We start from the raw sequence: 17,900 nt of genomic DNA, 5'->3' as shown, positions 1-17,900 counted from the left end.
GGTTTTTTGACCGCGGCCCTGTTGCGGGAGTTTTGAGCAATATGCAGGCCAAGCGGCGGGTCGTGGCTTTTTAACACCCGAGGTAGAGAACCGTATTGCTGACCCGGGCCTCATCCTATCTAAGGGTGTTCCCACGCTACCGCACCTTGGGAAGTCACGGACCTCGCGAGGTACTCGGTCCCGGCTTGGCAGAGTATTTGCTGAACCACAATCGATGCCACTCCGTGATCGTTTTCTTGACGGTCAGACCCAAATGAGGGTGGCCTGACTCGTGGAGTGGTACGCTCATGTCAAAAGTCATCCCGGTTACCAGCCCCTTGCTTCCACCGCTGGAGGAATTCATTCCCTATCTGGAGCAGATGTGGGAAAGCCGTCGATTGACCAACGGGGGCCCCTTCCACGAGCAGCTTGAGCTGGCCTTGGCAGACTACCTGGGCGTGGACCATCTATGTCTGTTCGCCAACGGGACGCTGGCGCTGGTCACGGCGTTGCAAGCCTTGCGTATTACTGGCGAGGTAATCACTACGCCATATTCGTTCGTTGCAACCGCGCATTCGCTTCTATGGAACGACTTGACTCCTGTGTTCGTCGATATCGACCCAGTGACATGCAATCTGGATCCCTCCAGCATCGAGAAGGCGATCACCCCCAAGACCAGCGCTATCCTTCCGGTCCATTGCTACGGCACGCCTTGCGATGTAGAACGCATTCAAGGGATTGCGGATAACTATGGGTTGAAGGTGATCTACGACGCGGCCCATACATTCGGTGTTCGACACAATGGCAGCAGCGTTTTACGCCACGGCGACCTTTCCATACTCAGCTTCCACGCCACCAAGGTTTTCAATACCTTCGAAGGCGGCGCCATCGTTTGTCCCGATGCCAAGACAAAAAAACGCATCGACTACCTGAAAAATTTCGGCTTCGCTGACGAGGTCACTGTCGTTGCCCCAGGCATCAATGGGAAGATGAGCGAAATCAACGCAGCGTTCGGCCTGCTTCAATTACGTCATATCGATCGAGCGCTGAGCATGCGCCAGCGTATTGACCAGCGTTACCGCGCCGCAATAGGCCGCATCGCTGGATTGGAGCTGTTCGAGCAGCGCTCGGGACATGAACCCAATTACTCTTACTTTCCGATCCTTGTGACGGAACGCTACGGCCTGAGCCGTGACCAGGTCTATGAGCTCATGCGTCAGCACGATATCCTGGCGCGCCGCTATTTCTACCCCTTGATTTCCGAGTTCCCCATGTATCGCGGATTGCCTTCAGCAGATTTGGGTAAGCTCCCGGTCGCGAAGCGTATATCGTCACAAATCCTCTGCCTGCCAATCTATCCGGATCTTCCAGACGAAATCGTGGATACCGTGTGCCGGCTGCTTGATCAAGGTGCCGCCAAATGAGGGCTCGCAACGTTCTCGTATTTCCCGCAGGCACCGAAGTCGGTCTGGAAATCCACAATGCTTTGCGAAGCTGCAAGGACATCAATGTGTTCGGCGCGGGACAGCCTGTGAGCAATCCTGCTCGATTTGTATTCGACGAATATCACGAAGTTGCCAACATACATCAGCCGCAATGGCTCGGTGAACTGGTCGAGCTATGTGCGCGACTTTCGATAGACTACATTTACCCCGCTTATGACGATGTGATCGTCGCTTTGCAGGATGCCGCGGAAAAATTGCCCTGCCCCGTCATTTCAGCGAGCGCGGACGTATGTCGTCTCACGCGAAGCAAGTCCCTGACTTACGAGGCCTTGGAAAGGGTCGTCAAGGTACCGAAAGTGTATGGCCTGCCAGATGACGTAAGCCACTTTCCAGTGTTCGTGAAACCCGACCGCGGTCAAGGCAGCCAAGGGGCGGTTCGGGTAAATAATCGAGCCGAGCTGGTACAGGCTTTGAATACCGTGAAAGCGCCCTTGATATGCGAATATCTGCCAGGCGAAGAATACACCGTAGACTGCTTCTCCGACCGAGAGCGGGGCTTGCTGTTTGCAGGTAGCCGGCGTCGCGTGCGGATGCGCAACGGTATCGCCGTCAATAGCGAAGGGGTTGAGTTACCGGAAGCTCATAAGATGGCGAAGCTGATCGGAGACCGGCTACAAATGCGCGGCCCATGGTTTTTCCAAGTCAAGCGGGCGAGCGACGGAGAGCTGGCGCTCCTCGAGGTGGCACCGCGCATCGCAGGATCCATGGCCTTGAACCGAGTACGTGGCATCAATTTTCCGTTGCTTGGAATTTATGAACATGAACGCCTGCCTCTAGGCTTGCTTACCTATGAGGGGCCACTCGAAATCGACCGCGCCCTGGCCAACCGCTACAAGCACGGCATACGATTTTCAATTGCGTACATTGATTTGGATGACACACTCATCCTGAGAACGAAGGTCAACCTTGACCTCATCGCGTTCATCTTCCAGTGCCATAACCGAAATATCACGGTCAAATTGATCACTCGTCACCGCTTCGATGTTGAGGCGACATTACGACAATATCGACTCACCGGCTTGTTCGATGATGTGATTCACATCACTGATGGCCGTCCGAAGTCTGCCTTCATCAAGGAGCCCGAAGCCATTCTTGTGGACGATAGCTTTGCCGAGCGCCGTGACGTCGCAGAAACATGTGGCATTCCCACGTTCGATTGCAGCATGATCGAAATGCTGCTCGAAGGCGTACCCGTTTGAACTCCCTAGTTGCTTTACGCCTAAGGAAGTACAAACGTCTACGAGCTTATGGCTCGTTGCTGGCCCGGCTGGCGCTGCCGCCTGCGAAGTGATGGCTCAGTCAACGTTCAGGCGACAATACCTGGGCAGGGCGGACAACCGGGCAGCTACAGGAGCAAGCAGGGGACCGATTCCACGCGCTAGCGTGCCTAGGTCAAGATGCAAGCTGATGCTAAATAGCTAGCTTGCGTCTATCACGCTGTCAGGTTTTCGGTAGCCCTTCCAGCGGCCGCCAGGCTGCAAGCCAACACCGCGCGCTTTCCCCTTGGAGCAGCCCTTCGCTGGACACCGCTACCTGCAGTCGCTCCGCGCTGACCCGGGCTTCATTGCGATTGTCCAGCCACTGCCGCAGCCCTAGGCGGAATGCTTCCACTGTGTGTTCCACCTTTAGCGCTGGCCATTCGCTTTGGCTGCTGGTGATGACGGCACTCCCGCATGCGCCGTGCTCGAGTACACGCTGCTCCGACCTGGCCGAAGCGCTGAACGTTTGAGCTACTGCGACAATAGCGATCTCTATTCCCAATCCTGCCAAGTGGCTCGGATAACGGATGGGGTCGACGGCCGGATGAAACTCGTGCACTGACTCACGCAGAGGCTCTGGTAACTGGCCGTAAACCACCCATGTCACTTCACCTGCAACATCCTCCATCAAGCGGCCAAGAAGCTCCAGATCCAGCTCCTGTGGCTGATCACATACCAGGCCAATCCGAACTTTGGAACCCGTTTGCGTGGAAACAGACAGGTTCGCCCAAAGATCAGGGGGTAACAGGGTAGGTATGACCTCGATATTGGAGTGTGTGCCGGACAATCGCTCCGCCTGCTCGCTGGTAGCGACAAGTACCCTGTCAAAGCGTCCCAAGGTGAGTTCAAGCGCTTTTGAAGCAATGAGCGCTTCGTCTGCATGCGCAAGATCGCAGACTCGGCACGGGGCGAACTCGACCTTTACAACGTCGAGCAGGTCGACCTGATGCAAGGCGCTGGCCGGAACCACGACGGTGCCCGGCATCAAACGAAGCCACTCACTAGGTAAAGGCGTGTGGTCAATGAGGCCGCCCTCGACAAGACCAGCGTAACGCATGGTTTCCAGCGGCTTACCGATTCGATAGTCCAAAGCGCCAGGCTGCCCGCTTCCAACTATGACAGGCAAGCCCGCGAAGCTTAAGGGCCGCCACAGGATTTGCGGATCCCTATCAAATTCAAAACCGGTGCCACGTAGCTGATAGAGATGGCTGGCGGTGGGATCGCGGCCCAGTGATCCGCCCCATGCCGCATACATTGCCTGGGTGTCCGTCGCGGACGCTGATTGGGCTCGGCGGACCGGCTCAGTCAAGGCTACCCACGCCCGTGGCGTCCAAAGATTCAAATAACCCGCCCAATGTAGCTTCAGTGACAGATCAACATCGGCCCAACGTGTTGCAAATCGCTCTTCGTCGAACCCTCCAACCTGCTTGAATTTAGCCTTGGCGATCATGAAGCAATCACTAGATATTCCGATCACGTTACGTTGAACCTGGCCGAATTCAAGTGGAGCCGGAACCTGGTGGAACAAAGCTGTCTCTGCCGGTCCTTCCAGGCCAAGCCGGACTCCAGCGTCTTTCAGACGCTCCCCACGCTCTACCCGGCGAGGGGAAACCGCAGCGATTTCCGGCCGCATCGCCTGGTCAATCAATAGCGTCAACCATTGCCCATCCGCGATGATGCAGTCGGGATCGAGAAATACCACGTAATCCTGTTCGACCGCGTCCACCGCGCCGTTGAGGGCTGCGTTCAGCTTTAACTTTTCATCGCTGCGCAAGGTCAGAACCTTTCCGTGCGCATCAGAGGCTAATTCTTCCATCCATTGCTGAACATCCAACGAGGTTTGTTCGGTTTCGACCAGCACGGTCTGGAATGATGCATACTGAGTGTTCATCAGAACGCTGGTGACGCACCGTCTCATCCTATCCAAAGAACCGCTTGCCGAAATCAAAACAGCGATGGATGGAGCAGCACTATTGTTGTAGTCGATTTCATAATGACGGGGCAACCCCTCCCCTACCCGTGCATTTGAATAACCACGACGACTCAGGTGGTCAAGCAAGGCTCGTGATTCATCAGGATTGCTATGCAGATCTTCAACCGGACGGATAACCAGCGGTTCACTGATATGACCGAAGCCTTGCTGACCGCTTTCGATAAGCCTGAGGATCAAATCCAATTCCAACGCTTCAGGATAATTACCATCGAAACCATCGACAGCTATCAATGCATCTCGCTGGAACAGCCAGTGACTGGCCGTACCCAAGGGAAGGCTCAAGAGCTGGTCAAAGTTGAAGCTGCTTCTGAGCAACGGCCACAAGCTGCCCCGACGGTCAGCGTAGATTTCGTCACAGAAAATGGCCGGGCATGCTGGCTTCCCTAACAGTTCGATCAAGGTCAGGTTGAGTGCTTCCTGGCTCAGGCGGACTCCCGCCTGCAAGTGAAGGAACCAATCAAACGACACTTCCGAGACCAACTGGTTAAGGTGTCCGGCACGCTGTTCCAGGTCACTACTTACCCAGTATAACCCCTCCTCCACTTTTCCAGACCCTACACCGGGACGAGTCGAGAGAACCACAACGGTTGTCCTGCTCAGCAGCGGAGCCCTGCGATCAAGACTGGTCAAGGTCTGCAGCATGCTGGCTTCATCATTGGCAAGATCACTGATAACGATAAGCACCGCGGGACCGCCGCCTTGAGCAACTGCATGGTTATCAAGCAGCACCTGCCTCGATGGCCCGAGGTTGCGCCTTAGCAACCAATGTTTGAAATCCGGTTGGGCGAAGCCAGGCAGTACCTCATGTAGCCAGGCCGCCAAATCATAAGGCTTTGTTGGCTCGCTTGAATTGGCATTGGCCAGGGGGCAGGTGTTGACATGGGTGTTATCCGCTGAAGCCCTCACCCAGCCTGACTCGAGCAAGAGTCTTCGAAACAGCTTGTGAAAGGCTTGCGGGCCGCTGTAATCATCCCGCCCCCCTTGGCTGAATTGATAAGAAGAAACCCTATAGCTCGTCAATGTTTCATTCAACATGGCGATATCGCCCTGTCGCATCAATTTGGCGTAGATTGCCAAATCGCCGAGCCAATCAATATGCTGGCCCATGAGTCCGAATATGCTATCGCCGAAATCCAGCAGATCCGCGCGGCGACAGAGCACCGAAGTCGGCTCACCTATGAAGTTGAAGGTATATTCACCGATAAAGGAGGTCAGCTCCCAGCCACGAACCACCGTACTCTCTTGAAAAGGAAAACGTGTCGCGTAGGTGTCAGGTAGCTGACGGTCATTCTCGTCTATCAGCTGCCTGCGAGCTGTAACCAGGCTAAGCCCAGGGTAGGCTTCGAAGGTTTCGACCTGGCGTCGGACACAGTTAGGCTCGAGCAGATCATCATCGTACAAAAACTTGATGTATTGCCCAGAGGCGCGCCGCACGCAATCGGTAACATTAGGCGCTTCCTTGAGTTGAACATCATTGCGCTTGTACTTGATGGGCCAGGGGCTTTCAGGTTCCAGCTGCTCGACGATAGATTTGATTGCAGTCGTAGGGCAGTCATCGCCGATGACGATCTCGATGGACGGATAGTCTTGAGCAAAGGCGCTGCGAAGCGCTGCCTCGAAGAACTTGGCCTTGTAGGCAGGTATTACGATACTGACCAGCGCTGAAGGTCCCATTACGACTCCTGCAAAAAAATGGACTGAATGCTTGGAATTGACACTAGCCCGGTGTCCAGGCTTCCAGCCAGCGCCCAAGCGCGGGACCGTGCAGCATGAAGTCCCGGTGGATCGCCTCACGCAACGCCAGGCCTTGGGCGGCGCTGGCCTCAGGATCAGCCAGGTGCGAACGAATCGCGGCTATCCACTCCTCGGTGCCGTTGCTGCTGACCAGCGTTACCGGCAGGCTGCCGCGGTAGCTACGGGTTTCGGTACACACCACCGGGAAGCCGCAAGCACCGTATTCCAGCAAACGCAGGTTGCTCTTGCAGTCGTTGAAAATGTGCTGTTCCAAGGGAGCGATGGCCAGGTCCAGGTCCAGGCTGGCCAGCTTGGCCGGGTAGTCCTCCAAGGGCACTGAGCCATGGTATTCATGCACATAAGGGCGCAACTCTTCCGGGCACATGCCGAAGAACACCCAGTGCACCTCATTGGCCAATGCCTTGACTACGTCCTTGATCAGCAACAGGTCGCCGGTATGGCTGGTGCCCCCGCCCCAGCCGACCCGCGGCTTGACTTCGCCTCGTCGCTTACCTTGCAGGTGCGCCCAGCGCTGCGGCGGCAGCATGTTAGGTACCACGCGAATATCGTCGATCATGTCCGCCATCACCTCGGCAAGGGTCTGGGTGGACACTACCAAACGGTCGCACAGGCCGACGCTGTAACGTAGCGACGACTGGATATCCTTGGCCAGGAAACGCTTGTGCTCGTTGGCGCCCGGTACATCGAGCAGGTAGTCGTCCAGCTCGTACACCCTGAACGCCGGGCTGTAGCGCTTGAACGACTCGATTCCTTCGGCCGCCCGCAGGCTATAACGGCCTTGGAAGATGACCGAATCCGGTTGGATGCGGCCCACTTCGGCCAATGACGGCACCCCGTGGTACACCAGGCCCGTTGCCAGGCCGGCGCGCTCGACTTCATGAAACGGCTGGATCAGCCGGTAATGACCCACCGCCCCGGGGTTGATCGGCAAGCACAGCAAATGTGGGCGCAGCCGCGATTCGAATGGCTGCCAGGCGCCGTGCAGGCCCGCCTCCAGGCCGAAGCTCGAGCCGCCCAGGGTCAGGTTCGGGTTGTAGGCCGGGTCCTTGACCAAGCGGGGCATCCACCGGCGATAGGCTTCGGCCATGGCACGGTCGTAGCCGGGTCGCAGCTGCGCCGTATTGTCTGGAGCCGACCGATAGCCCAGCACGGCATCAGGCGTCCAGACGGTCAAGGTGCCAACGTCGGCGGCACGCAGACAGAACTCGATATGCGGGCAGTGCTCGCCTAGCACGTCCGTTGTCAGCCCGCCCAATTGTTCGAACAAACTACGCCGGATCAGCATGCAATGCTGGCTGACCGCACTGTAATTCTGTGGCACGACCAGACGCTGCAGATAGCCGCGCGCCGTGGGGGCCTCGCCCAGAAATGGCGAGCCGGCAATGCCACGCAAGCCTAGGATCAGCCCGGCATGCTCTATACGGCCGTCTGGCCCCAGCAGCTTGGCACCGGTAATGCCTACCTCCGGCCGCTGGCCGATGGCCAGGAGTTCATCGAGCCAGGCACCCTCGATGATGCGACAGTCGGCGCTGAGCGTGAGCAGGTATTCGCCTCGCGCCTGCCGGGCCAGGCCATTGTAGCGCTCGCCGCGCACTTGCCCATCGGCCTGCTCGACCACGCGAATCCTGCCTTGAGCGATGCCCTGCAAGGCGTGCAGCCAGTGCTGTGTGGCCTGGGGAGCCGAGGCTTCCACCCCGATCAGCACCTCATAATGTTCGTACTGGGTTTTTTCCAGCAGGCTGTCGAGGCAGGCCTGCAGCCTGGCCGTGTCGTCCGATGCCAGGATCAGGATGCTTACCAGAGGCCGGGTTTCGTGCACGTAGCGCACGCGGAGGAAGTCGCCTACCTGCGCGGCCCGCCATTCGAAGGCCTGGCCAAGACGGGCCAGGTGGCCGGCCAGTGAATAGTTATGCCCTTCAGCGACGCTGCCAAGGGCCAGCCACCCGGCATAGGGCAAGGCTTTCGCATGCAGCAGCACGTCTGGCAAATGCTGGATCGAGCCCAGTCCGTATTGCTCGGCCATGCGCAATACCAGGTCCGCCGCCGCCGCTTCGCCAGCCCCGCCATCCAGGCCGCCGGCGTCGGCGAAGCCCTGTCGGGAGAAGGCAATCGCTCGCCCCATGTAGGGGTAGGCACGAGCCAGATCCAGGTTGAAATCGGGCTTGAAGACAGGCTCAGGTTGCGGCCGATCCGCGCCACGGTCTTCGTCACTGTAACAGGCCTGGATACCCTCCTTCGTAGCGATACGCTCAGCCAGTTGCAATAGAGCGTGGGGGGCCAAGGTGTCGCCGGCTTCGAGCAGATAGAACCAGTCAAACCCCTCGAGCTGCACCAGCAATTCGTTCAATTGACTGGCCCAGTCCGCCTGCAAGGGAGCGTAGACGTGGGCGCCCTTCTGTTCCAGCTCAGCCTGAGCGGTGGACAACACCAGGCAGCCACAGGCGCCGTAACTCTGTGCCTCGATGCTGGCCAAGGTAGCGTCCAGCTCCGCCTGATCGCCTCTGGCAAACACCACCGGCATGATCTGCGGCTGGAACGGCCAACTGGCGACACGCTCGGGCAACAGCGCACGCCCGCCTTCGTTGAAGTCGCGGCTGGCCAGCCATTGCTGGTACATCTCGGAAAACGTGCGGGCGCTACTGCCGATCCGGGCATTCTGGGTCAGGGTCTGGATGTGCAGCAGACGAGTAAGCGGCAGCTCCGTGTAGTCACGCTCGGCTTCCGGGGTGGGGGGTGTAGTCAGGCTCCATACCCTGACCGACCCCGGCCAGGGTGCCCGCTCGCCACTGAGTTGGCCGATCAACCGGACCACCACCGCCTGTTCCAGCCCATGCCGTGCGGCGACGTCTACCCCTCGGTAGCGCAGAGGCTCCAGGCGCTCGGCGCAGAGCGTCTGAGCGATCACTGCGAGATGGCCGTGGCGCAGCACACTGACATAGAGCGCCAGGTCGAAATCGACCTGCAATTCGCTTTCGGCATCGACCAGGGCAGGTACTACGCGCTTGAGGTAATTTCGACGCAGCAGTGTCGCGCTCAAGCTACCAATGAAGTTGATGGGCCAGGCTTCAAAGAAGGCCAGCAGGTCACCGCCCTTGAGCAAGGAGTCATCGGTGATCAATGAGAAGTTTTCTACCCGCACGGGTAGCAACACGCCGTCGGGGTCTGCGAACCAGCGTTGCGCCGAGCACATGCCGGCGTCCGGATAGGCGTCGAGCACCTGGGCCTGACGCGCCACCAGGGTCGGCAACAGCCAGTCCTCGCTGTGCAGGAATTTGACATAGACACCTTTGGCCTGTTCAAGCGCCCATTGCACATCGGCGGGATAGCGCAAGGGTTTGGCATGCGCGTGGTAACGCAGCGAAACCGTCGATGAGGCCTGGGCCTCCTTCACCAGCCGGGCCACCTCCGGGTCGCCCGAGCTGTCACTGACGATCACCTCGAGGGCCGGGTAGTTCTGCCCAAGGGCACTGTGAAGCGCGCGGTAGAAATGGGTAGCGTCCTGGACCAGGACGGCGATGGAAACCAGCGGTGTCGATGTCATGTAGAAACTCGCCTGGTGGCCGCTTCAGCCTGCGGGCGGCCAGAAAAATGACGGCAACGATGTACTGAGCAGAGCAGTGCAAAAGGAGTGCCGGAAAACCGCCGAAAACGACAAAGCCGCCAGCACCGTCCTATCAAGCATAGGCAGTGCTGGCGGCTTTGCAGCCTTCAGCCAGCGATGCTGACGTCCAGGCCGGTGTTACAGGCGATCGAACAGGTTCAGCTGCGAGATCTTGGAGAAGGACAACTGCGCTGCCTGCAGCATGGTCTGCTGAAGGGTGAGCTGGGTGGTCGCTTCGGCCAGGTCCGTATCGCCGATCTGCGACTGGGTGGTGGCGTTGGCGGTTTGCAGACTGATGATCTGCTCGCTCTGGATCTCCAGGGCGTTTTCCCGGGCACCGATGGAGCCGCGGGTGACGTCGATGCGGTTGTTGGCCGATTGCAGGTTGCCCAGGGCCGACTCGAGCGAGTTGCGCAGCTTCAGCTGAGCCGCCGAGTCGTTGACGGTAGGCGTGTTCAGGGCCACTTCCAGCTGGTTCAGGGTATCGAGAACGTTCTGGGTGCTATGGGTATTCGCGCTCACCGTGAACTGATCGCTGGCCGACGGCGTACCGCTGACGTTGAAGGTCACTCCGGCGGTGGTCAGCGAGCCGCTGCCATCATACGTACCGCTGGTGACCGGCTTGCTGCTGTCGGTCAACGGCTGGGCGTACACCTGGTAGTCGGTGGCGCTGGTGAACTTGATCACCGCCCCGTTGGTTGGGAAACCGGCGGTGTAGGCAGCCGAGTCCGTCACCGCGCCCGCGGTCATCTGAGCGGTGGAAGCGTTGCTGGCCAGGCGGTTGGCCGTCACCGTGTCCGGGCTGGTGGTCAGGCTGAAGGTACGGCCCGCCAGCACGGTGTCGGCGTTCTCGCCCTTGGCCACGTTGGTGTTCACGCTGAAGGTCACGCCATACAGGCTGATGCTGTCGCCGCCTTCCTTGTCGAAGTCGTAGCTGCCCTTGCCCGCGGTCTGCGCGGTCACGTCGTTGCCATTGGCATCGGTGACGGTGTACTGGCTGGAGCTGGCGAAGGTCAGCGTGAACGGCTGGCCCGGAGCGAAGCTCTTGTTGTAGTCGGTCAACGAGCTCATCTGCCCATTGGATACCGACAGCTTGCCGTCCGCCGTGGCCGGCAAGGTCTGGGTCGTGGTGGTACGGCTGGTGTTGGTGGCCAGGTCGAAGATGCTGAAGCCGGTGTCATTGGTAGCCACCGTCAGGGTATCGGACACCTGCAGGCTGAGCTGGGTCTCGTCGCCCTGATAGGTATAGGTGCCGTCGCTGTTGAGCGTGTACGGCTGGGTCGTGGTCTTCGAGCCCGAGAACAGGTACTGGCCGTTGGCGTCCTTGGTATTGAGCAGGCCGTAGACGGTTTCCTTGATCTGGCCGATTTCGCTGGCGATGGATTTGCGGTCGTCATCGGTCAGCGCGCCGTTACCGGCTTCGGTGGCCAGTTCCTGGGCGCGCTGCAACGCGGTCGTGATATTGGCCAGCACGCTTTCCTCAGAAGAGAGCGAGTTGGTGGCGCTGGTGATGTTGCCCTTGTACTGCTCGAGCACAGCGCTCTGCTGACGCAATTGCAGCAGCTTGGAAGCCCCCACAGGGTCGTCCGACGCGGTCTGGATGCGCTCGCCGGAACTGATCTGGTCCTGGGTCTTGGCGGTGGCCGCGAAGTTCTTAGTGTAGGCGCTGGTGCTGTTGGCGAAATACTGTCCGGTGGAGATACGCATGTCGTGGCCTCCTTACAGGGCGTTGAGCAGGGTAGAGAAAACTTCCTGCGCAGTCTTGATGATCTGCGAGGACGCCGTGTAGTACTGCTGGAACTTGACCAGGTCGGCGGCTTCTTCGTCGAGGTTCACCCCGGCGACCGAGTCCCGGCTGGCGGTGGCCGAGGTCAGTACGGCCGCCGTGGCGGTGGCGTCGCTGCTGGCCTGGGCGGCCTTGGCGCCGACATCTTCCACAAGCTTGGCGTAGGCGCCGGTCATGCTGACCCCGCCGCCGGACGAAGCGCCTACGGTACGGGTGTTCTGCAAGTTCACCACCGCGGTGGCGTTGCGGTTGTCCGAGGCGCCGTTGCTGTTGAAGGCCACGGTATAGCTATCGCTGGCCGCCGGCGAACCGCTGACGTTCATCTGGAAGCTGGCGGTCATGGCATTGCCGTCGGCATCGAGCATGGCGTTGCCGTTATCGTCGAGCATGGGCACGGTCACGCTCAGGGTGTTGGTCTGGTTGGGCACGATGGTGCCCGTACCGATGCTGGCACCGCTGGCATTGTAGACGGTATAGCCCTGGCTGCCGTTGCTCGCGCTGCCGAACACCAGCTTCACCGGCAGGCCGTTTTCAATGCCGCTCTGGGCCTTGGCCAGGGCGGCGCTGTCATAGACGTCCAGCTTGGTCGTCAGCGTCGGCTGGGTGACGCTGCCGGTGCCGCTGTTGCCCGAGCTGCTGGTGGCGGCGAGCGGGCCGGCGAAGGCCAGCTTGGACACATCCGTCATGACGGTCGTGATCTGGCTGGCGCCGTTGCGGGTCGGCGTCACGGTGAAGCTGTCACCGGCGCTCAGGCTGTTGCCATTGAGGGCCAGGGTGAAACCGTCGATGCTCGGCGCCGGGTCTTCGTCCAGGGTATGGCTACCCATGGCGGTGCCGTCCGAGCGAGTGACGGTGTAGGTATTGGCGTCAGTGAACTTCACCGCGTAGTTGTACGCCGTCAGCGCGCTGCTGTCGGTGATGGTGACGTCCAGGTTGCCCGAGCCGGCGCTGTTGCTGGCGCTGGCCTGGCTGCGGTTGCTGACGGCGGCGGTGCTGTTGATGCTGGAGAACAGGCTGCTGCCGAAGTCGCCATTGGCATCCAGGCCCTGGCCGAGCTGCTGGTTGATCGAATCGCTGACCACCATGGCCAGGCGGCCTAATTCGTTCTGGGCCGGCTGCAATACTTCGCTGCGATAGCGCAGCAGGCCCCCGATCTGGCCGCCACTGACCACCGAAGTCACCTCGGTGCTATAGCTGGCATAGTTGACGGTCAGGCCGTAGGTGGTCGGATCGCTGGCGCTGGGCTGGGCGGTCAGGGTGTTGGACGAGGTGCCGGACACCAGCGCCTGGCCACTGCCCAGGTACACGTCGTACTGGCCGTCGCGCTGTTGCACGGTCACGCCCACCAGTTCGTTGAGCTGGCGCACGGCTTCGTCGCGGGCATCCATGAGGCTGTTCGGGGTGCCATTGCCGGCCATCGAGACAATCTGCTGGTTGAGCGATGCGATGGACTTGCTCAGGGTGTTGACCTGCTCCGAGAGCGTAGTCAGCTGGCTGTTCACGTCGGTATTGGACGACGAAATCTGCGATGCGATGGTGTTGAAGCGATTGCTCAGGGTCGAGGCAGCGGTCACCAGCAACTGGCGCGAAGCGGTGTCGCTGGGCGACGCCGCCGCGGTTTGCAGCGAGGTGAAGAAATCCGACAACACCGAGGTAACTCCGGTGGCCTTGTCCGACAGCAGGGAGTCCAGCGTGGCGGCGTTGGTCGACAGGGTGCTGGCTTCGGCGTCCAGGGCGGTACTGCTCGAAACCTGGTTCTGCAGGTAGGAGCTGTAGATCCGACGAACTTCGGCCAGGGTCGTGCCCGTGCCCACGTAGCCGGCGCCACCGATGCTTTGCAGCGCGCCCGCGCTGGACACCGTGGACTGCCGAGAGTAACCGGCAGTAGCCACGTTGGAGATGTTGTTACTGGTCGTGGTCAGCGCGGCCTGGCTGGTGGACAGCCCCGACAGACCGATGTTGATCAGATTCGCCATGGTTCAAACCTTATAAAGTCGTGGAAGAGCCGTTCGACGCGTAGTTCCCGTAGCTCTCGAGCTGCTTGGCGATGCCTGCGATCTTGCTCGCGTAACGCGGGTCGGTCGCATAACCTGCCTTCTGCAGCTCTTTGACAAACTGTGCCGGGTTATCGGCAGACTTCACCACTTCTTGATAGCGGTCGTTGTTCTGCAGCAGATTGATCAGGTCGTGGAAGCTGTCGGCGAAGGAATCGTAGGCGCGGAACTGCGCCGACTCCTTGACCACCTGGCCGTTCTCGTATTCGGCGGTGACCGCGCGAGCGGTCTCCCCTTTCCAGCTTGAACCGGCCTTGATGTTGAACAGGTTGTAGCTGGTGCTGCCATCACCCTGGCGCAGCACCGATTTGCCCCAGCCGGTTTCCAGCGCGGCCTGGGCCACCAGGACCTTGGGGTCTACCCCAATGCGTGCCGCGGCCTCTTCAGCCATGGGCAGCATGGTAGCCACGAACTCTTCACGCGACGCGAAGGCGGCCTTGCCCGGGGCCAGCGGCACCTGGGTCAAGGTACGGGCAGCGACCGGGGTCGCCTTGGTGGCGCTGGCGTAGTCGGTGGTCCAGTCGCCATAGGCACCCGCGGCCTCGCCCTTGCCAACCTGGGCAGCATTGGCGCTGGCCACGGCGGAAGCGACGCCGCTCGGCGCGGTGGCCGGTACGTTGATACGGTTGTTGGCGACCGGCGGGTGCAGCAGGTTCGCCTGAGGCGCCTGACCACGGACCAGGGTGTTGCGGTCGGTCGCTTCGGTCGCGCCCGGCACGATGCCTGCCAGCAGCCGGTCGACGGACTTGCTCGGCAAGGCCAGGCGACGCTGGTTGAGCATTGCCATGTCATTGTGGGCAGAAGCCGTGGCCGACTGCGCATCGGCGCTGCCGTTGCGCACGGCGCCCAGGGCGTGCTGATTGCCTTCAGGGCGGGCGAAAGGGTTGCCGCCCGGGCGGGCGACGTCCTTGCTCTTGGACAGCTGACGCATGAGCACGTCCTGCAGGCCGATGCCGTTACCCTGGTGAGACAGGCTCACCGCCAGCTGCTGGTCGTACATCTCCTGATACTGTTTGACCGAATCGGAATTCATGAGGCTGTCCTTGCTCAGGGACTGGTTGGCCGAGCGCATGGACTTGAGCATTTCCCCCACGAACACCGATTCGAACTCCTGGGCGACCTTGCGCAGGTTGGCCTCGCTGTCGCGATTGCCAACCTTGAGCGCGTTCAAGCGGTTCAGGTCGGTGTAGGCGCCGGAATCAGCGCCTTTCGAAACTCCACCAGAAGGCATGTCCATGCTGCGTCACCTCAGATTACGATCAGGTCGGCTTGCAAGGCACCGGCCTGCTTCAAGGCTTCAAGGATCGCCATCAGGTCACTGGGCGCGGCGCCAACCTGGTTGACGGCACGCACGATCTCATCAAGCGTGGTTCCGGGGCCGAACTTGAACATGGGCTTGGCTTCCTGTTCGGCATTGACCTTCGAGCGTGGAACGACGGCGGTCTGGCCATTGGACAAGGGTCCGGGCTGGCTGACGATCGGGTCTTCGGTGATCGTCACTGTCAAACTGCCGTGAGTCACTGCCGCTGGCGTTACCTTGACGTTCTGACCGATCACGATGGTGCCGGTCCGCGAATTGATGATCACCTTGGCCATGGCCTGGCCCGGGTCTATTTCAAGGTTTTCCAGTACTGACAGGTAGTCCACACGCTGGTTGGGATCAAGCGGCGCGGTCACCCGAACCGATCCCCCGTCCACTGCATTTGCAACTCCCGCGCCAAGTAGCTCGTTGATCTTGTCGACGATGTGCTTGGCGGTGGTAAAGTCCGGCCGATTAAGGTTCAGGGTCAGGAAATTGCCCTGGTCGAAGCCGCTCGGCACCGAACGCTCTACCGTTGCGCCGCCAGGAATCCGACCTGCCGACGGCACGTTCACGGTGATTTTCGAACCGTCCTTGCCTTCAGCGTCAAAACCACCCACCACCAGGTTGCCCTGGGCGATGGCGTAGACGTTGCCGTCGATACCCTTGAGCGGAGTCATCAGCAGGCTGCCGCCACGCAGGCTCTTGGAGTTACCGATGGACGACACCGTAATGTCGATGGTCTGGCCGGGCTTGGCGAAGGCTGGCAGATCCGCATGGATGGACACCGCCGCCACGTTTTTCAGCTGTGCCGAACTCGTGCCCGCAGGCACCTTGATGCCGAACTGGGCGAGCATGTTGTTGAACGTCTGGATGGTGAACGGCGTCTGGGTGGTCTGGTCACCGGTGCCGCTCAGACCCACCACCAGGCCGTAGCCGATCAGCTGGTTGCTACGAACGCCCTGAATACTGGCGATGTCCTTGAGACGTTCGGCATGAGCGCCGAACGCGGTCAGGAACAACAGGGATGCCGCCACCAACTGCTTGAAGTTCAACATGGTCATACGCACTCAGAAAGGAAAGTACGGGCTAGAGAAGAACCGATCCAACCACCCGGGCTGGCTGGCCTCGGCAAAGGAGCCGGTGCCTGAGTAGGTGATGCGCGCGTCGGCCACTCGGGTCGACGACACTGTATTGTCGGTCGCTATGTCATCTGCACGAATCAGGCCAGCTATGCGTACCAGCTCCTGGCCGGTGTTGAGGGTCAGCCACTTCTCGCCACGGACCGAAATGATCCCGTTGGGCAGCACATCGGCCACGGTCACGGTGATCGAGCCGGTGAGGCTGTTGCCCTGGGCCGCCTTGGCGTCGCCGTTGGTGGTACGGTCGCCGCTGTAGCCGGCATCCAGGCTCAGGTCGCCGCCACCCAGCGGATTGTTGGTGGTGCCGCTACCGCCGAACAGCGAGGTCAGGCCAATGCTGTTGCTGCTGCTCTTGGTCACCTTGGAGTTGGCGCTCTTGCTCGCCGAGGTTTTCTCGGCCAGGGTGATGGTGATGATGTCGCCCACCCGGAACGCCTTGCGGTCGGTGTACAGGTTCTGGTCGAAACCGGCCTGGTAGATCGAGCCGTTGTTGGCCGCCGCCGGCAGCGGCGTGCGTGGCAGCACCGGGGCGTAGTACGGATCGTTCGGCTTCGGGGGTGGCGCCATGCAGCCACCCAGGAACGCGGCTCCGGTCAACAACAGCACAGCAGACAGACGACGATTCATGACTCCAACCTCACGGTGTAACTGATCCTTCAGGCGTATGAGCAAGCGATTAGGGGTGCGGCGTTCAGCGATTACAGGTTCTGGGTCAGGTTCTGCAGCATCTGGTCCGCGGTGGAGATCACCTTGGAGTTCATCTCGTACGCACGCTGGGTGGTGATCATGTTCACCAGTTCTTCCACAGTGCTGACGTTGGAGTTTTCCAGGGTGTTCTGCAGCACGGTACCGAAGCCGTTCAGGCCAGGCGTACCCACGTTGGGCGCACCGCTGGCAGCGGTTTCCAGGTACAGGTTGCCACCGATGGACTGCAGGCCGGCCGGGTTGATGAAGTCCGCGGTCTGGATGTTGCCGATCACCTGGGCGGTGGCGCTGCCGGTGGTGGTGATGGAAACGGTACCGTCGGTGCCCACGGTGAAGGTCTGCGCTTCGGCCGGCACGGTGATAGCCGGTTGCACTGCCAGGCCGTTGGCGGTGACGATCTGACCGTCCGAGTTCAGGTGGAAGGTGCCGTCACGGGTGTACGAGATGGTGCCGTCCGGCTGCATCACCTGGAAGAAACCACGGCCGTTGATCGCCATGTCCAGAGGCTGGTCAGTGGTCTGCAAGCTACCGGCGGTGAAGTTCTTCTGGGTACCGACAATGCGCACACCGGTACCGACCTGCAGGCCCGAGGGCAGCTCGCTGTCCTGGGTCGACGCCGCGCCTGGCTGACGTTTTACCTGGTACAGCAGGTCCTGGAACTCGGCACGGTCTTTCTTGAAGCCGGTGGTGGAAACGTTGGCCAGGTTGTTGGAAATGGTGGTCAGGTTGGTGTCCTGAGCAGCCAGGCCGGTTTTACTGACATAAAGTGCTGGAAGCATGGTGTTCTCCTTAGGGTGCCGACGGCGCGGTGCCTGTAGTGT

Annotated in this window: 10 protein-coding genes; 2 read left to right on the top strand and 8 right to left on the bottom strand. The window is 60.4% G+C overall.

Going from position 1 to position 17,900, the window contains the following annotated elements; translation table 11 throughout:
- Window positions 1–287: 287 nt before the first annotated feature.
- Window positions 288–1,403 (top strand): dTDP-4-amino-4,6-dideoxy-D-glucose aminotransferase VioA, encoded by a 1,116-nt coding sequence (gene vioA, locus BN1188_RS15405; protein ID WP_040262301.1) that lies wholly within the window; start codon window positions 288–290, stop codon window positions 1,401–1,403.
- Window positions 1,400–2,683, top strand: coding sequence for an ATP-grasp domain-containing protein (locus BN1188_RS15400; protein WP_040262300.1), 1,284 nt, complete (start codon window positions 1,400–1,402; stop codon window positions 2,681–2,683). Before vioA ends, BN1188_RS15400 begins: the two co-directional genes overlap by 4 nt.
- A 241-nt stretch (window positions 2,684–2,924) precedes the next feature.
- On the opposite strand, the gene BN1188_RS15395 is transcribed toward BN1188_RS15400, so the two are convergent.
- From BN1188_RS15395 to flgG, 8 genes are all read right to left on the bottom strand, one after another.
- A complete protein-coding gene (locus BN1188_RS15395) occupies window positions 2,925–6,410 on the bottom strand; it encodes a glycosyltransferase (RefSeq protein WP_040262299.1) in 3,486 nt (1,161 codons plus the stop codon).
- Between the two features lie 43 nt (window positions 6,411–6,453).
- Window positions 6,454–10,032 carry a glycosyltransferase gene (locus BN1188_RS15390; RefSeq protein ID WP_040262298.1) on the bottom strand — a complete coding sequence of 1,193 codons (3,579 nt, stop codon included), beginning with the start codon at window positions 10,030–10,032 and terminating at the stop codon, window positions 6,454–6,456.
- 198 nt (window positions 10,033–10,230) lie between these two features.
- Window positions 10,231–11,799 carry a flagellar hook-associated protein 3 gene (locus BN1188_RS15385; protein ID WP_040262297.1) on the bottom strand — a complete coding sequence of 523 codons (1,569 nt, stop codon included), beginning with the start codon at window positions 11,797–11,799 and terminating at the stop codon, window positions 10,231–10,233.
- Between the two features lie 12 nt (window positions 11,800–11,811).
- Window positions 11,812–13,854, bottom strand: a complete 2,043-nt coding sequence (gene flgK, locus BN1188_RS15380) for a flagellar hook-associated protein FlgK (RefSeq protein WP_040262296.1) — start codon at window positions 13,852–13,854, stop codon at window positions 11,812–11,814.
- Window positions 13,855–13,864: 10 nt separating this feature from the next.
- Window positions 13,865–15,169, bottom strand: coding sequence for a flagellar assembly peptidoglycan hydrolase FlgJ (flgJ, locus tag BN1188_RS15375; protein ID WP_040262295.1), 1,305 nt, complete (start codon window positions 15,167–15,169; stop codon window positions 13,865–13,867).
- Between the two features lie 11 nt (window positions 15,170–15,180).
- A complete protein-coding gene (locus tag BN1188_RS15370; RefSeq protein WP_040264027.1) occupies window positions 15,181–16,290 on the bottom strand; it encodes a flagellar basal body P-ring protein FlgI in 1,110 nt (369 codons plus the stop codon).
- Window positions 16,291–16,302: 12 nt separating this feature from the next.
- The gene (flgH, locus tag BN1188_RS15365; protein WP_040262294.1) at window positions 16,303–17,001 is read right to left on the bottom strand and encodes a flagellar basal body L-ring protein FlgH; all 699 of its coding nucleotides are present in this window, start codon (window positions 16,999–17,001) and stop codon (window positions 16,303–16,305) included.
- A 71-nt stretch (window positions 17,002–17,072) separates the two neighbouring features.
- Window positions 17,073–17,858: a flagellar basal-body rod protein FlgG gene (gene flgG / locus BN1188_RS15360; protein ID WP_040262293.1), complete on the bottom strand. Its 786-nt coding sequence runs from the start codon at window positions 17,856–17,858 to the stop codon at window positions 17,073–17,075.
- Window positions 17,859–17,900: the final 42 nt, after the last annotated feature.

Origin of the sequence: Pseudomonas massiliensis, assembly GCF_000826105.1 — a bacterium.
GTDB classification, from domain to species: Bacteria; Pseudomonadota; Gammaproteobacteria; order Pseudomonadales; family Pseudomonadaceae; genus Aquipseudomonas; species Aquipseudomonas massiliensis.
This window is presented reverse-complemented; position numbering and strand designations above follow the sequence as displayed.

What these genes read in the sequence shown, in the direction of transcription:
- vioA (WP_040262301.1), top strand. Translation starts at nt 288, where the DNA reads ATGTCAAAAGTCATCCCGGTTACCAGCCCCTTGCTTCCACCGCTGGAG.
- BN1188_RS15400 (WP_040262300.1), top strand. Translation starts at nt 1,400, where the DNA reads ATGAGGGCTCGCAACGTTCTCGTATTTCCCGCAGGCACCGAAGTCGGT.
- BN1188_RS15395 (WP_040262299.1), bottom strand. Translation starts at nt 6,410, where the DNA reads ATGGGACCTTCAGCGCTGGTCAGTATCGTAATACCTGCCTACAAGGCC.
- BN1188_RS15390 (WP_040262298.1), bottom strand. Translation starts at nt 10,032, where the DNA reads ATGACATCGACACCGCTGGTTTCCATCGCCGTCCTGGTCCAGGACGCT.
- BN1188_RS15385 (WP_040262297.1), bottom strand. Translation starts at nt 11,799, where the DNA reads ATGCGTATCTCCACCGGACAGTATTTCGCCAACAGCACCAGCGCCTAC.
- flgK (WP_040262296.1), bottom strand. Translation starts at nt 13,854, where the DNA reads ATGGCGAATCTGATCAACATCGGTCTGTCGGGGCTGTCCACCAGCCAG.
- flgJ (WP_040262295.1), bottom strand. Translation starts at nt 15,169, where the DNA reads ATGGACATGCCTTCTGGTGGAGTTTCGAAAGGCGCTGATTCCGGCGCC.
- BN1188_RS15370 (WP_040264027.1), bottom strand. Translation starts at nt 16,290, where the DNA reads ATGTTGAACTTCAAGCAGTTGGTGGCGGCATCCCTGTTGTTCCTGACC.
- flgH (WP_040262294.1), bottom strand. Translation starts at nt 17,001, where the DNA reads ATGAATCGTCGTCTGTCTGCTGTGCTGTTGTTGACCGGAGCCGCGTTC.
- flgG (WP_040262293.1), bottom strand. Translation starts at nt 17,858, where the DNA reads ATGCTTCCAGCACTTTATGTCAGTAAAACCGGCCTGGCTGCTCAGGAC.